Origin of the sequence: Sorangium sp. So ce381 (assembly GCF_051473845.1) — a bacterium.
Taxonomy (GTDB): domain Bacteria; phylum Myxococcota_A; class Polyangia; order Polyangiales; family Polyangiaceae; genus Sorangium; species Sorangium atrum.
This window is the reverse complement of record NZ_CP150336.1, coordinates 2,324,764-2,338,560: the sequence shown is the minus strand read 5'-3', so window position 1 is coordinate 2,338,560 and position 13,797 is coordinate 2,324,764. Positions and strand designations below refer to the sequence as shown.

The 13,797-nt window shown below is 70.7% G+C and carries 14 protein-coding genes; 5 read left to right on the top strand and 9 right to left on the bottom strand.

Going from position 1 to position 13,797, the window contains the following annotated elements; genetic code table 11:
* Positions 1-151: 151 nt before the first annotated feature.
* The 4 genes from WMF29_RS08875 to WMF29_RS08860 form a co-directional block, all read right to left on the bottom strand.
* A complete protein-coding gene (locus WMF29_RS08875) occupies positions 152-1,507 on the bottom strand; it encodes a sigma-54-dependent transcriptional regulator (RefSeq protein ID WP_437328432.1) in 1,356 nt (451 codons plus the stop codon).
* 211 nt (positions 1,508-1,718) lie between these two features.
* Complete coding sequence (gene bfr, locus WMF29_RS08870) at positions 1,719-2,189, bottom strand: bacterioferritin (protein WP_437328431.1); 471 nt, start codon at positions 2,187-2,189, stop codon at positions 1,719-1,721.
* A 211-nt stretch (positions 2,190-2,400) separates the two neighbouring features.
* Entirely contained in the window at positions 2,401-2,613 is a 213-nt protein-coding gene (locus WMF29_RS08865) for a (2Fe-2S)-binding protein (RefSeq protein ID WP_437328430.1), read from the bottom strand.
* 358 nt (positions 2,614-2,971) lie between these two features.
* A complete protein-coding gene (locus tag WMF29_RS08860; protein WP_437328429.1) occupies positions 2,972-3,736 on the bottom strand; it encodes an SDR family oxidoreductase in 765 nt (254 codons plus the stop codon).
* 198 nt (positions 3,737-3,934) lie between these two features.
* Between WMF29_RS08860 and WMF29_RS08855 the strand changes: the two genes are divergently transcribed.
* Positions 3,935-4,354 (top strand): hypothetical protein, encoded by a 420-nt coding sequence (locus WMF29_RS08855; RefSeq protein ID WP_437328428.1) that lies wholly within the window; start codon positions 3,935-3,937, stop codon positions 4,352-4,354.
* 35 nt (positions 4,355-4,389) lie between these two features.
* Here the strand turns inward: WMF29_RS08855 and WMF29_RS08850 are convergent, their stop codons facing one another.
* From WMF29_RS08850 to WMF29_RS08840, 3 genes are all read right to left on the bottom strand, one after another.
* The gene (locus tag WMF29_RS08850) at positions 4,390-5,058 is read right to left on the bottom strand and encodes a sigma-70 family RNA polymerase sigma factor (RefSeq protein ID WP_437328427.1); all 669 of its coding nucleotides are present in this window, start codon (positions 5,056-5,058) and stop codon (positions 4,390-4,392) included.
* 2 nt (positions 5,059-5,060) lie between these two features.
* Positions 5,061-5,303, bottom strand: coding sequence for a hypothetical protein (locus WMF29_RS08845; protein ID WP_437328426.1), 243 nt, complete (start codon positions 5,301-5,303; stop codon positions 5,061-5,063).
* 65 nt (positions 5,304-5,368) lie between these two features.
* A complete protein-coding gene (locus WMF29_RS08840) occupies positions 5,369-5,869 on the bottom strand; it encodes a hypothetical protein (protein ID WP_437328425.1) in 501 nt (166 codons plus the stop codon).
* A gap of 226 nt (positions 5,870-6,095) precedes the next feature.
* Here WMF29_RS08840 and ftsH point away from each other — a divergent pair, with 226 nt between their 5' ends.
* A complete protein-coding gene (gene ftsH / locus WMF29_RS08835; protein ID WP_437328424.1) occupies positions 6,096-7,919 on the top strand; it encodes an ATP-dependent zinc metalloprotease FtsH in 1,824 nt (607 codons plus the stop codon).
* Between the two features lie 9 nt (positions 7,920-7,928).
* On the opposite strand, the gene lepB is transcribed toward ftsH, so the two are convergent.
* The gene (gene lepB / locus WMF29_RS08830; protein ID WP_437328423.1) at positions 7,929-8,663 is read right to left on the bottom strand and encodes a signal peptidase I; all 735 of its coding nucleotides are present in this window, start codon (positions 8,661-8,663) and stop codon (positions 7,929-7,931) included.
* A gap of 47 nt (positions 8,664-8,710) precedes the next feature.
* On the opposite strand from lepB, the gene WMF29_RS08825 reads away from it, so the two are divergent.
* From WMF29_RS08825 to WMF29_RS08815, 3 genes are all read left to right on the top strand, one after another.
* Positions 8,711-9,559: a shikimate dehydrogenase gene (locus WMF29_RS08825; protein WP_437328422.1), complete on the top strand. Its 849-nt coding sequence runs from the start codon at positions 8,711-8,713 to the stop codon at positions 9,557-9,559.
* A gap of 187 nt (positions 9,560-9,746) precedes the next feature.
* The gene (locus WMF29_RS08820; protein WP_437328421.1) at positions 9,747-10,790 is read left to right on the top strand and encodes an arginine N-succinyltransferase; all 1,044 of its coding nucleotides are present in this window, start codon (positions 9,747-9,749) and stop codon (positions 10,788-10,790) included.
* A gap of 202 nt (positions 10,791-10,992) precedes the next feature.
* The gene (locus WMF29_RS08815) at positions 10,993-13,074 is read left to right on the top strand and encodes an FAD-dependent oxidoreductase (RefSeq protein ID WP_437328420.1); all 2,082 of its coding nucleotides are present in this window, start codon (positions 10,993-10,995) and stop codon (positions 13,072-13,074) included.
* Here WMF29_RS08815 and WMF29_RS08810 read toward each other — a convergent pair.
* Complete coding sequence (locus tag WMF29_RS08810) at positions 13,063-13,797, bottom strand: ABC transporter ATP-binding protein (protein WP_272101325.1); 735 nt, start codon at positions 13,795-13,797, stop codon at positions 13,063-13,065. The genes WMF29_RS08815 and WMF29_RS08810 overlap by 12 nt on opposite strands.

The following is a 13,797-nucleotide window of genomic DNA, read 5'->3' as shown; positions in this document are numbered from 1 at the left end:
ATGCAGGCTGAGCTCGACGGGCAGCAGGTCGCGGTGCCGGGGGAGCACGACCCGTCGAGCGCGGTCCGCCTGAGGTCGCTGTGTGCCGTGGGAGCGGGCTGCTGAGCCCGGCTGGCAGGCGATGGAAGGCGCTCGGCGGATCGGCGCCGTTTCAGCCCGGGGGATACGTGATCGTCAGGCGGGTCATCTTGCGCCACAGCGTGGTCGCGCTGATCCCGAGCACCTCGGCGGCGCGTTCCCGGCTGCCGTCGCACTCCCGCAGCGCGGCCTCGATCGCCTGGCGCTCGGCGCAGTCGACGACGTCGGCGAGCAGCCTGCCGCCGGCTTCCGGCGCGCGCTTCGGCTGCACCGCGGCGGGCAGCACGTCGTCGACGCTGATGACGCCGCCGCCCGAGAGGGCCACCGCTTGCTCGACCATGTTCTCGAGCTCGCGGATGTTGCCGGGGAAGTCGTACTGCGTCAGCGCCTCGACGACGCCATCGGCGGCGCGGGCGCGGCAGCTCATCTTGCGGTTGTACTTCTCCAGGAAGAACTCCCAGAGGATCGGGATGTCCTCGCGACGCGAGCGGAGCGGCGGGAGCACGAAGCGCGCGACGTTCAGCCGGTAGTAGAGGTCCTGGCGGAACCGCTTCTCCGACACCGCGGTCAGGAGCTCCTGGTTCGTCGCGGCGATGATGCGCACGTCGACGTTGATGGGTTTGTTCTCGCCTACCCTGCGGATCTCGTTCTCCTGGATCGCGCGGAGCAGCTTCGCCTGGAAGGTGAGCGGGGTCTCGGCGATCTCGTCGAAGAAGAACGTGCCCCCGTCGGCCTCCTCGAACAGCCCTTTCCTCGCCGAGATCGCGCCCGTGAACGAGCCTCGCGCGTGGCCGAACAGCTCGCTCTCGAGGAGCGTCTCGCTGATGGCGGCGCAGTTCACCGGCACGAACGGGCGGTCGGCGCGCTTGCTGTTGGCGTGGATGGCCTTGGCGACGAGCTCCTTGCCGGTGCCGCTCTCGCCGGTGATGAGCACCGTCGCGTCGGTCGGCGCGACCTTGACGATCCGGCCGAGCACCTCTCGGACCGCCTGCGAGCGGCCCACGATGTTCTCGAACCGGTAGCGCTCCTTGAACTCGCTGGCGAGCAGCTGCACCTCTCCGGTGAGCTTGCGGTTCTGGATCGCGCGCTCGGCCTTCACGAGCAGCTCCTGCTCCGAGAAGGGCTTCTGGATGTAGTCGAACGCGCCGAGCCGCATCGCCTCCACCGCGCTCTCGATGGTGCCGTACGCGGTCATCACGATGACCTCCGTGTTCGCGTTCGACTCCTTCACCGCGCGCAGGACGCCGATCCCGTCGAAGCCGCCCATCCGGAGGTCGGTGAGCACGACGTCGTACGCCCCCTTGGCGCCCAGATCGGCGCCCTGGCTGCCGTCCGCCGCTTCATCGACCTCGTACCCGGCGCCACGCAGCATCATCGCGAGCGTGGTCCGCATGTTCCGCTGGTCATCGACGACAAGAATCTTCGACATGGATTTCCCCCGCCGCGCTCATCCTCCTCCGGGGGACGAGCGCAGCGCGACGATCACGACCGACGTACCGCGCTGGCGCGTAAGCGCGCGAGCACGGTCGTCCGCGGCGCCTTGGACATGCGTCCATAGCATCGTACGTCAAGCACGACCTCCGCCGCCAGAAGGGTGCACGAGGGATGCCCTCTGCGCGAGGGGCGTCCCCCACCCTCCCCTACTCGCGGATCTGCTGGGCGAGGTAGGCTGTCTCGCCGAGCTTCTCGATCAGCCCGATTTGCGTCTCGAGCCAGTCGATGTGCTCCTCCTCGGACTCGAGGATCCTGGCCAGGAGCTCCTCGCTGGTGCGATCGCCCCTGTCGCGGCAGAGCGCGATCGCGGAGTTGAGCCGCTTGACCGCGTTGTACTCGAGATCGAGGTCGCTCTTGAGCTGCTCCGGCACGCTCTGCCCGATGTGCAGGGTGTCCAGGCGCTGCAGGTTGGGCAGCCCGTCCAGGAAGAGGATGCGCTCGATGATCGCATCGGCGTGCTTCATCTCGTCGATCGACTCGGCGCGCCCGCGCGCAGCGAGCGTGACGAAGCCCCAGTGCGAGCACATCTTCGCGTGCAGAAAATACTGGTTGATCGCGACGAGCTCTGCTGCAAGCACCTCGTTCAACGCATCAACGACGTCTTTTGCACCCTTCATCGAACCCCTCTCGCGCTCATGCTCGCGCTCATGCCTGTCGTGCTGGCCCCGCCCCTGTTGGGCGGGGGGACGCTGACTGGAGCGCCAGCGCCCCGCACAAATGCGCAAGGTCCGTGGAGGTGCGCAAGAAGTTTCTAAGGAAACAGGCGGCGATGCCGTCGCTCCCGACGGAAACCAAGGCGTTCAGCGTGTCGCCGGCCAGTCCGGAGAATCAAGCTGCGCTGGAGACCGGCGCCATCACCAGGCGGCGCGGCGTCGAGGCGCCGTCGCGCTCGCCGACAAGCTCGGCGATCGTCGACCGACAGGAGCCACAGCGCGTACCGGCGCCCGTGCACTCCATCACCTGCGAAACAGAGCAGGCGCCCTCACTCATCGCTTCGCGAATCTCTCGATCACAGACGCCCATGCAGAGGCAGACGTACATGCAGAACCCCGGCTACGGAACTGGTGGGATTGATATTGAACATAGCTTTCAATATCGAAGCGTCAAGGGGAACGTCGCCTGGGCGGATTGTCGAGTCGGCACGTGGTCCGAAATCGCCTTGGATCGAGCCAGAAGCGCTCGATCAGCGCGCCGAGCAGCGCTCGGTCGGTCGAGCGCGCGAGCGCGCCGAGCAGCGCTCGGTGAGTCGAGCGCCCAGGAGCACCGGGGGAAGAGGGATCGGGCAGGGATGCAGCCGGTCAGACCGGCGGAAGATGACGCCGCGCGAGCGCGGGCTGGCGGGCGAGGAGGCGAGGCGCGAACGCTCGCCCACCGCGGAGCGGTCGGCCGCGCGAAGGCGTCACATCGTGAGGCCGCCGTCGACGTCGATGCAGCGACCGTTGAAGTACTCGCACTCGATCACGAAGCGCACGGCCTGCCAGATATCCTCGGGCACGCCGATGCGGCCCACAGGGATCATGGCGACCAGGGCGTCGCGCGCCTTCTGGTGCATGCCCTGCGTCATGGGCGTCTCGATCATGCCGGGCGCGACGGCGCCGACGCGGATGCCGAACGGCGCGAACTCGAGCGCCCAGGTCTTCGTGTTCGCCGCGAGCGCGCTCTTCGCGGCGGTGTAGCTCGACTGGCCGCGGTTGCCGTGGCGCGCGATGGAGCTGATGTTGACGATGACGCCCTTCTGCTCGGTCTCGATCATCTTCGCGACGACCTCGCGGACCATGAGCGTGGCCCCCGTCAGGTTGACATCGATGACGGCCTGCCACTGCGCCGCGCTCAGCTTGACGACCGCGCCCGTCTGCCGGTCCTTCTTGACCAGCAGGCCGTCCCGCAGGATGCCCGCGTTGTTCACGAGGCCGTTCAGGCCGCCCATCGCCTCGTGCGCGGAGCGGACGAACGCCTCCACCTCCGCCTCCACCGCCACGTTGACCGCCCGCGCGTGGATCTTGCCGGCGAGCCCCTTGCCCGCCTCGACGAGCGACGCGAGCCCCTCCTCGTTCATGTCGCCGGCGGCGACCTGGCCCCCGAGCTCCGCGAGCCGCAGCGCATAGTGGCGACCCAGCCCCTGGGCAGCACCTGTGACGACGAACTTCGTGTCCTCGAGTCGCATGATCGCACTCCTCCAGGGATCGCTCCCGATCACCGTGTCGAGCGCGCCGTCTACCACGACACAGCCGCGAGGCGGCGGACGACGTCGCGACGCGCAACCAACGCCCGCGACCCCCGCCCGGCGTGCAGGGCCCGCGTGACGCGGGCAACCCGAGCAACCGCCGCTTGCGCCGGGTGGCATCGATGTTATTCAGCGCCCATGAGGTCGATCGCGCTCGCCGCCGTGTGCGCCGGCATCCTGACGCTCGCGCCTGCATGTGACCGCACCCCCCCGGTGCCCGAGACCTCCGATCCGACGGGCAAGGATCTGGTGATCGGCGCCGTGGTCGCAGCCGCCGAGCAGAGCGGAGGGCTCCGCATCTACAAGATCGTCGAGGTGGAAGAGCTGCCCGCGCCGTTCGGGTCAGATCTGCACATGATCGCCTACGATCCGAAGGCGCAGAGCTTCGAGGAGGCCGCGGAGCTCCGTCGCAGGGGGAAGCTGACCGTCGCGAAGGACCACATGACGGTCCGGCTCGTGTATTTCCTGCCGCGCGACCACCGCGTGATCAGCAACGAGCCGGTCAGCGACGAGGAGCGGGCCCCGTATCTCCGCTCGTTCCAGAGCCGGCAGCGCTGACCGGCATCCGCCGGCGGGCGGCGAGCGCCCGCGCCTCAGCGCGCTGTGCGGAGCAGCTCGCCCAGGCGCTCGATGGCCTGGCTGTGCAGCCGGCTCGCCCAGCTCTTGCTGATCCCGAGATCCTGCGCGATCTGGTCGAAGCGCTCGTCGTCGAAATAGTGGCGCTCCACGAGGGCGCGCTCGCGCTCCGGGAGCTCGCTCACGGCGTGACGCACGGCCTGCGCGAGTTCGGCGCGAGAGGCGCGCTCCTCCGGGTCGTCCGCGGCGTCGGGGACTGCTGCGACGTCCCCGTGGCTCGAGAGCAGGCCGAGCGCCATCGCGGCCGCGTGCCCGGCGAGCAGATCACCGAGCCGCGCGGCGTAGGCCTCCTGCGTGGCAGGCGCTTCGGCGTCGTCCTCCGCCCCGCGCCCCTCGGCGAAGCGCGCCGACGCAGCGAGCGCGCTGGCCCGCGCGGCCGCGGAACGCCAGCGCGTCTCCCTCCGGACGCCGTCGAAGATGGCCCACCGGAGCTTCCTCTTGGCGTAGGCCTCGAAGGTGGATCGGCTCGGATCGTGGGTCCGCACGATCTCGAGCAGCGCCGGGTGCCCCAGCGCGACGAGGTCCTCCACCGGGATGCGGCGGCCCAGACGGCGCGCGATGCGCTTCGCGACCAGCTGAAGCAGGTCGAGCCCCTCGGCGAGCAGCCGGTCTTCCGGAGTGCGCACCGCTATCCCGCCTTGGCGCGCCCCGCTGCGCCGAGCACCCCGAACGCCCGCTCGCCGCTCTCGTCGACCTCGCGCGGATGTGCGCGCCTCAGGAGGCGGCTCGCCTCGTCGTCGTGCAGGAGCACCTCCGCGAGCTGCTCGCGCATCCACGCGATCTCGTGCGCGGGCAGGCGCCCCACGTAGGGCGCCACGGCGGCGTCGACCTGAGCGGCGATCCAGGGGTCATCGAGGAGCGAAGCGTCCATGGGTGACGGCCATTATATCTCCACAGAGCGCGCCGTCATCCGCCGCTCGCCGCGTCGCCGAGGCGTCATTGGGCCGGCGGCGAGGCGTTGAGGCAGGCCTCGAACGCCCTGACGGTCCGCGCGTCGAACGCGCACTTGAGCGACCTCGGATCCACGCTCTTGCCGACGTTCTGCTCGCACGACCGCGCGTACTGCTCCCCCAGCGTGGCCGCGACGGCGTCGATCTTCTTCTCGGTCTCGCCCCGCTGCTCCGCCGTGAGCTTGGCGCTGAGCGCCGCGACCTGATCCGAGCGCGTGAGCACCGTGAGCCGCTTGCCGAGCTCCACGCAGTCGCCATGCATCAGCGCATAGTCGTCGGGCACCGAGTCGTCGCGACGCGGCGGCGCCGGCGCCGGCGCGTCGGGCGCCGGGTCTGCCTCCCGCGCCGCGGCGCCCTGGGCGGCATCGTTCGTGGGCTCGGCCGTCGGCGACGGCTCCTCCGGCCGCGCGGGCTCGGGCTGCTCGATCAGAGGCGGCGAGGCCCCTCCGCACCCGAGCAGCGACGTCGACAGCAGACCCGTGACCATGATCAAGAAAAGAGCTCTCCCCATGCAACGAGGGTTGATCGGCTCGCGCCGGGCGTCCATGCCGCGCCGGGCGCGCTCGGCGCTGCGCGGCGGATCGAGCGACCCCTCGGCCTGCCGCGCTCGCCGCGAGGGTGCACGGGCCGCCTTGGCAAGCTCCGTGCAGGGCGCACCGTGACGACAGGTCGGCCTCACCGACCATGTCGCCTGTCCGTGCGGAGGCGGGAGCATGCGGTCGCTCTGGATTGTTCTCGTCCTGGTGCTCGGCTCGGCGTTGCTGCTTCAGGTGATGGCGGCGTCCGACGGCCGGATCCCGTACGCGCGCTTCCGCTCGCTCGCGGAGAGCGGAGAGCTCGCCGAGATCGAGATCCGGGACGACGTGTACATCGGGCGCGCGGTGCCCGGCCTGAGCGCGCGCGCGCCGCAGACTTACCGCACCGGGCGCATCGAGCAGACCGAGAAGGATCTGCTCGCCGATCTCGACCGGCGAGGGATCCCGTACACGCGCGTCGCGGACGAGCTGGGGTTGCCGCCGTACCTCTGGCTGCTGCTGCCGCTCGCCGGTCTGGTCGCGATGGGCCACCTCGCGTCGCGCCGCGCGGCGACGGCAGGGACCATCTCGGGCGCCGCGACCGCCTTCGGCAAGCACAAGGCGCGGCTCTACGAGGAGCGGGGCGCGATCGCGACGTTCCGCGATGTCGCCGGCAACGCCGAGGCCAAGACGGAGCTCGGCGAGATCGTCGACTTCCTCAAAGCGCCCGAGCGCTACGAGAAGCTCGGCGGGCGGATGCCCAGAGGGGTGCTCCTCGTGGGGCCGCCCGGCACGGGCAAGACGTTGCTCGCTCGAGCGATCGCGGGAGAGGCGAGCGTCCCCTTCTTCAGCGCGAGCGGGTCGGAGTTCGTCGAGATGTTCGTCGGCGTCGGCGCCGCGCGCGTGCGCGACCTCTTCTCCCAGGCGCGCGAGAAGGGGCACTGCCTCGTGTTCATCGACGAGCTCGATGCGGTCGGCAAGGTGCGCGGCCTCGGCGGCTCCGTCGGCGGACACGACGAGCGGGAGCAGACGCTCAACCAGCTCCTGACCGAGATGGATGGGTTCGACGCGCACACGGCCATGGTCGTGATCGCCGCGACGAACCGCGCCGAGATCCTCGATCCGGCGCTGCTGAGGCCAGGGCGGTTCGACCGCCGGGTGCACATCGACCGGCCCGACCTCGCCGAACGCAAGGAGATCCTCGCGGTGCACGCGAAGAAGGTGGCGCTCGATCCCGGCGCGGATCTCGACGCCGTGGCCGCGCAGACCGCGGGGCTCGTCGGCGCCGACCTCGCGAACATCGTCAACGAGGCGGCGCTGCTCGCGGCGCGGCGCGGCGCGGCGGCGGTGGGACACGGCGACCTGGAGGCGGCGATCGAGCGCGGGCTCGCGGGGCTCGAGCGCCGTGGCAGGCGGCTCGGAGCGCGCGAGAAGCTCGTCGTCGCCTACCACGAGGTGGGGCACGCGCTGACGGCCTCGCTGCTGCCGACGCAGGATCCTGTGCGCAAGGTGTCCATCGTGCCGCGGGGGCCGGGCGCGCTCGGGTACACGATCCAGCAGCCGCGCGAGGATCGTTACCTGTGGAGCCGGCAGGAGATCCTCGATCGGCTGGTCGTGCTGCTGGGCGGGCGCGTCGCCGAGGAGGAGGCCGTCGGAGACCTGTCGACCGGCGCGCAGGACGATCTGCTCAACGCGACCGAGCTCGCGCGTCGCATGGTCCGCGAGCTCGGGATGGGCCAGGGGGTCGGCCTCTCGGCGCTCGAGCCGCGCCGGCCGCTGTCGTTCCTCGGCGAAGCGCAGGGCGCGATGCCGTCCGGCGCAGGGCCGCGCGAGTGCAGCGACGCGACCGCGCGCGCGATCGACGCGGAGGTCGCGCGCATCCTCGCGGACGCGGAGGCGCGGGCGCGCGCGTTGATCCAGGGGCACCGGCCGACGCTCGAGCGCGTCGCCGCCCGGCTCTACGAGGTCGAGACCCTGAGCGGCGATGAGCTCAGGGAGATGGTGGCGAGGAGGGAAACGTAGAGGAGGCGCTCAGTCCACGCTCCGCAGAGCGCGTGACAGATCGAAGCCCGCGGCGTCGTAGTGATAGACGACGCGGAGCACACGGCCGCGCAGGAGCTCTCTCGGCACCGCGCCCATCGCTCGGCTGTCGAGCGACGCGGCGCGGTTGTCGCCCATCACGAAGAGGTGGTCCGGCGGGACGACGACCGGACCGAACGCGTCGAAGTCGGTCTCGCCGGCCGCGTGCGTGACCTGGCCGAGGTGCTCCACCCTCGTGCCGTCCCCGCGCTGCTCGAGCGCCTGCGCCGCGCCGTCGACGTACAGCACGCCTCGCCGGAGCATCACCGTCTGACCGGGGAGCGCGATCACCCGCTTGACGAGGAGGGTGGGGCCGCCGCGCGGATCCGCGAAGAGCACCACGTCGCCGGCGCTCGGCCCGCTGCGCTCGAACAGGTAACGATCCGTGAGCGGGACGCGGAGCCCGTAGGCGACCTTGTCGACGAGGATGCGATCACCCGGGGCGATCGTCGGCCACATCGAGCCGGTGGGCACGTGGTACTGGTCCGCGAGCGTCGAGCGACCCAGCGTGAGGATCGCGAGCGCCGCGAGGACCTTGAGGAGGCTCCGCCCGAACGGCGCGACCCTCTGGTAGGCGCGCCGCGCGAACGCCCGCTCGGATCGAAGCATGAAAAGTCCGGCCTTGTCGGGCTGGAGGCACACGGCCGCGGCCTCCACCGCCGGCTGGGGAACGCTGGGCTCGCTCATCTCAGGCGGGGCTAGCATCCGCGCTCGAGACAAGCCAGCTTCGCTGCATGCACGGCTGCACTTCATCGACTGCACCACTCTCCCAAGCTCTGGGCCGCCTCACACTCTGCGGATCAATGTCGCGTCATCCGGTAACGACAGGGGCCGCCATGCACCTCGCCGGCTACCGCGCGCTGGGACTCGATTTTACCTATATCCCTTTTGCGGTGACCGATGTTGAAGGCGCGACGCGCGGGATGCGCGCGCTCGGGATCCGCGGCCTCGGCGTGTCGATGCCCTACAAGCAGGCGGTAATTCCGTTGCTCGACGAGCTCGATCCCGTCGCCGAGCGGATCGGGGCGGTCAACACGATCGTGAACGATGACGGGCGCCTCAGGGGCCACAATACCGACTGGATCGGCGCGGTGCGGGCGCTCGAGGAGGTGACGCAGCTCAGGGGCGCGCGGGTGCTGCTCCTCGGCGCCGGCGGCGCGGCGCGCGCGGTCGCGTTCGGGCTCGCGGAGCGCGGCGCCCACGTCACTGTGGCGAACCGCGATCTCGAGAAGGCGCGGCAGCTCGCGGCGGCGGTCGGCGGGGCGGCCGCGCCGCTCGACGACGCAGCGGCGCTCGCGCACGACCACGGCGTCCTTGTGAACACCACGTCGCTCGGCATGGCCGAGGTCGATCCGCGAAGCCCTGTCCCGGAGGAGGTTTTGCGGGAAGGTCTCCTGGTGATGGACATCGTGTACAAGCCGATGATCACGGAGCTCGTGGCGGCGGCGCGGCGGCGCGGCGCGACCGCCGTTCACGGCGGGAGGATGCTCCTCCACCAGGCTGCAGAGCAGTTCCGGCTGTACACCGGGCGGGAGCCGCCGCTCGATGCCATGGACGAAGCGCTGCGCGCTCAGCTCGGCTGACGCGTGGAGCCGTCGTTCGGCGCCATGGACGAAGCGCTGCGCGCTCAGCTCGGCTGACGCGCGCGACGTCCCGCGCCAGGCTCGCGCTGTCCGGCCGGTCAGGGCGCGCGATGACCGCCGCTCTGCGCCGTGCGCACAACCTCCGGAGCAATGGCCAAGGACGGGCGCCACGCGTAGGCTTCCGGCGATGGTCTCGTTCGAGATACGCGCAGCCGTGACCGGCGACGAGGAACAGCTCCTCTATGTCGCGCGCCACCTGAACTCGGTCAACCTGCCGAACAACCGTGACGCAATCCACGAGATCGTCGCCGAGAGCCACAAGAGCTTCAACGGGACGATCCAGGATCCCCGCCTCCGCCAATACGTCTTCGTCCTCGTCGACCTGACGAAGGGCGAGAAGGGCATGATCGTCGGGACGTCGATGATCATCGCGCAGCTCGGCCGGCGCGGCGTCCCCTACATCTTCTTCGACGTGCTCGACGAGGAGAAGTACTCGGCCACGATCGACAAGCACTTCCATCATACGGTGCTGCGCATCGGCTACTCGTACAACGGCCCCACGGAGATCGGCGGGCTCGTGCTCATGCCGGAGTACCGGCAGGGGCCCGAGCGGCTCGGCACGATGATCTCCTATGTTCGCTTCCTCTACATGGCCGCGCGATCCGCGCTGTTCCAGGAGGAGATCCTCGCGGAGCTGATGCCCCCGCTCGAGCCGGATGGGACAAGCCACCTCTGGGAAGCGCTCGGGCGCAAGTTCACCGACATGAGCTATGCCGACGCGGATCTCCTCTCCAAGAAGAACAAGGAGTTCATCAAGGGGCTCTTCCCTGAGGGGACCATCTACGCCTCGCTGCTCCGCGAGGACGCGCAGCGCGTGATCGGCAAGGTCGGATCGCAGACCCGGGGGGTGGAGAAGCTGCTCCGCCGCGTCGGCTTCCGTTACGCCCACAGGGTCGATCCGTTCGACGGGGGGCCGCACTTCACCGCCCGCATGGACGAAATCTCGCTCGTGAGCGATACGCGCCGGGCGAAGGCGGGCCGCCCGTTCACCCCGAGCCCGTCGGATCCGAAGGGCATTCTCGCGATCGAGCGCCCGGACGCCCCTTATTTTCGCGCGGTCTCCGCGAGCCTCCGCGATGAGGGAGAGCTCGGCATGGCGATCGCCGAGGACGCCTGGAAGCACCTCGATCTTCAGCCTCGCTCGCCGATCTGGGTCCTTCCCATGCCGTGACAGGGCGCCTGCGGCCACGTCCAGCACGCGCGAGATCAGCGGACCAGGCCGCCTGCGCGCCACGTCCAGCACGCGCGAGGCGCGAGGCCAACGGACCAGGCCGCCTGCGCGCCAGGTTCACCAACGGATCAGGCCGCCTTGCACTGCAACGATTCTGTTGCTACAGAATTAACAGAAGTTTTCACGAGCGGTTCGGAGGACCATGACCCTTGGATTGGACCTCGATTTCGGGCGCTTGCCCGCGCTGGAGCGGAGGGAACGCTGGCCCGAGACGCCGAGGGAGGATGCCGGCGCGGAGAGGGCCCCCGCGGCAAAGGGGGGCGCGGAGCCCAGGCTCTCCGGGCGGGAGATGCGTATCGCGGCCGCGCTCGCCGAGGCGGCGATGCCGCCCGGGCGCTTCCTCGACGGCGCAGGCGCCGCGACCGCCAGCCGGCTCGCGGCCTGGCTCGGCTCGATCCCGCCGCACCTGGCGCAGGGAGTGCGCGCGGCGCTGTGGGCGATCGAGCTCGCCCCCCTGCCCTTCCGGCTCAGACCGCTGTCGGCGCTGCCGCTCGAGGAGCGGATGGAGGTGCTCCGCGGCTTCGAGCAGAGCCGGGCGCGGACGCTGCGCTCGCTGCTCCGCGCCGCGCTCACGCCGCTCAGGTTCGTCCACTACGACCGGCCCGAGATGTTCAAGCACGTCGGCTGCCGCTACGAGCTGCCCACGGTGCGCGACGAGGCGCCGCGCTGGCTCGCGCAGGTGACGGACGGGCGCGAGGTCGAGGAGGACCTGGAGCTCGAGTGCGAGGTCCTCGTGATCGGCACCGGCGCCGGCGGAGCGGCCGCGGCCTACGAGCTCGCGTCGCGCGGTCACGCGGTGCTCATGCTCGAGGAGGGCGACTTTCACCGCCGCTCGAGCTTCACCGGACGGCCCGCGCGCGCGTACCGGGAGATGTACCGCGACCACGGGCTCGATATGACGCTCGGCAACGTGAATATCCCCGTGTTCGCGGGGCGCGCCGTCGGAGGGAGCACCGTGATCAACTCCGGTACTTGCTACCGGGCTCCGGAGAGCACCTTTGCGTCGTGGCGAGACGGCATGGGGCTCCCGGCGGAGTTCTCGTCCAGCGGGCTCGCTCCCTATTACGAGCGCGTCGAGCGCATGCTCCAGGTCGCCCCCGCGGATCCGCTCCACCTCGGGGCGATCGGGCCGATCGTCCGGCGCGGGGCGGAGCGGCTCGGCCTGCGGCACGGGCCGCTCCAGCGCAACGCGCCGGACTGCGATGGACAGGGGATCTGCTGCTTCGGCTGCCCCACGGGGGCCAAGCGCTCGACCGACGTGAGCTACGTGCCCGAGGCGCTGAAGCGGGGCGCACAGCTCATCACGGCGGCGCGGGTCAGGACGATCGAGCTCGTGGCGGGCCGCGCGCGGGGCGCGACTGCAGTGCTCGGCGGCGACACGAGGGCCCGAGGCAACGGCGACCGCGCGGCGAGCGGCGCAGGGCGGCGGCCGCGGCTCGTGGTCAGGGCGGAGGCCGTCGTCGTGGCCGGCGGCGCGCTGATGACGCCGCTGCTCCTGCGCCGGAGCGGAGCGTGCCTGTCGAGCGGCGCGCTGGGAAAGAACCTCTCGATCCACCCGGCCTCGAAGGTGATGGCGCTCTTCGATGAGCGGATCGATCAGTGGCAAGGCATCCCGCAGGGCTACCAGATCGACCACTTCGCCGATGAAGGGCTGATGTTCGAGGGAGGCTCGCTCCCGTTCGACGTCGCAGCGCTGGCCGTGCCCTGGACGGGGCACCGCTACACGGAGCTGATGGAGCGGTACCCGCACCTCGCGACGTTCGGGTTCATGATCAAGGACACGAGCCGCGGCGAGGTGAGGCCCGGGATCGGCGGCACGCCGCTCGTGCTCTACACGATGAACCGGGAGGACGTCGCCAAGATGCAGCGCGGGGTCGAGCTGCTCTGCGAGGTGTTCCTGGCCGCGGGGGCCCGGCGCGTGCTGCCGCTCGTCGCCGGCTGCGACGAGGTGAACGGCCCCGCGGACCTGGAGCGGCTCAAGGCGCGGCAGATCCAGGCGGGCGACCTCGACGTGGCGGCGTTCCACCCGCTCGGGACGTGCCGTATCGGGGTGGACCCGCGGTCGTCGTGCCTCGGCCCGGACCACCAGGCGCACGACGTCGCCGGGCTCTACGTGTGCGATGGAAGCGCGATCCCCTCGTCGCTCGGCGTGAACCCGCAGATGACCATCATGGCCATGTCGCTGCGCGCGGCCGAGCTCCTGAGCGAGCGGCTATCCGGCTGAGCCGTCGCGGTACCCGAGGGCCGCGGCGCGCTCGCTGCCGATGCGATCGCTCTCGATCGTCCCGTCGCGCATGGTCACCACGCGCGGCATCGACTCGGCGAAGCTGAGGTTGTGCGTCACCACCACGATCGTGGTGCCGTGCTTGCGGTTCATCTCGAAGAACAGCTGGTGGATCGAGTCGCTCGTCGCGGTGTCGAGGTTGCCGGTCGGCTCGTCGGCGAGGAGGAGCTTCGGCGACAGGACGAGCGCCCGCGCCAGGGCGACGCGCTGCTGCTCGCCGCCCGACAGCTCCCCCGGCCGGTGCGTGGCGCGCGCCGCGAGCCCGACCTCGGCGAGCAGCGAGCGCGCGAGCGGCTCCATCTCGCGGCGGGTCTTCCCCTGGATGAGGCCCGGCATCATCACGTTCTCGACCGCGTTGAACTCGGGCAGCAGGTGGTGGAACTGAAAGACGAAGCCGATCGTCCGGTTCCGGATCGCCGCGAGCCGCGAGCCCGGCAGGCCGGTGAGCTCGTCGTTACCGAGGCGGATGCGGCCGCTCGTCGGGAGGTCCAGCGTGCCGATGCAGTGGAGGAACGTGCTCTTGCCGGCGCCGGAGGGGCCCACGAACGCCACGACCTCGCCCTGGTTGATGACGATGTCGATGCCGCAGAGCACGTGGAGCTCGCGGCCCATGTGAACGAACGTCTTGCGGAGGTCTTCGACGACGACGAGCGGAGTGGACAT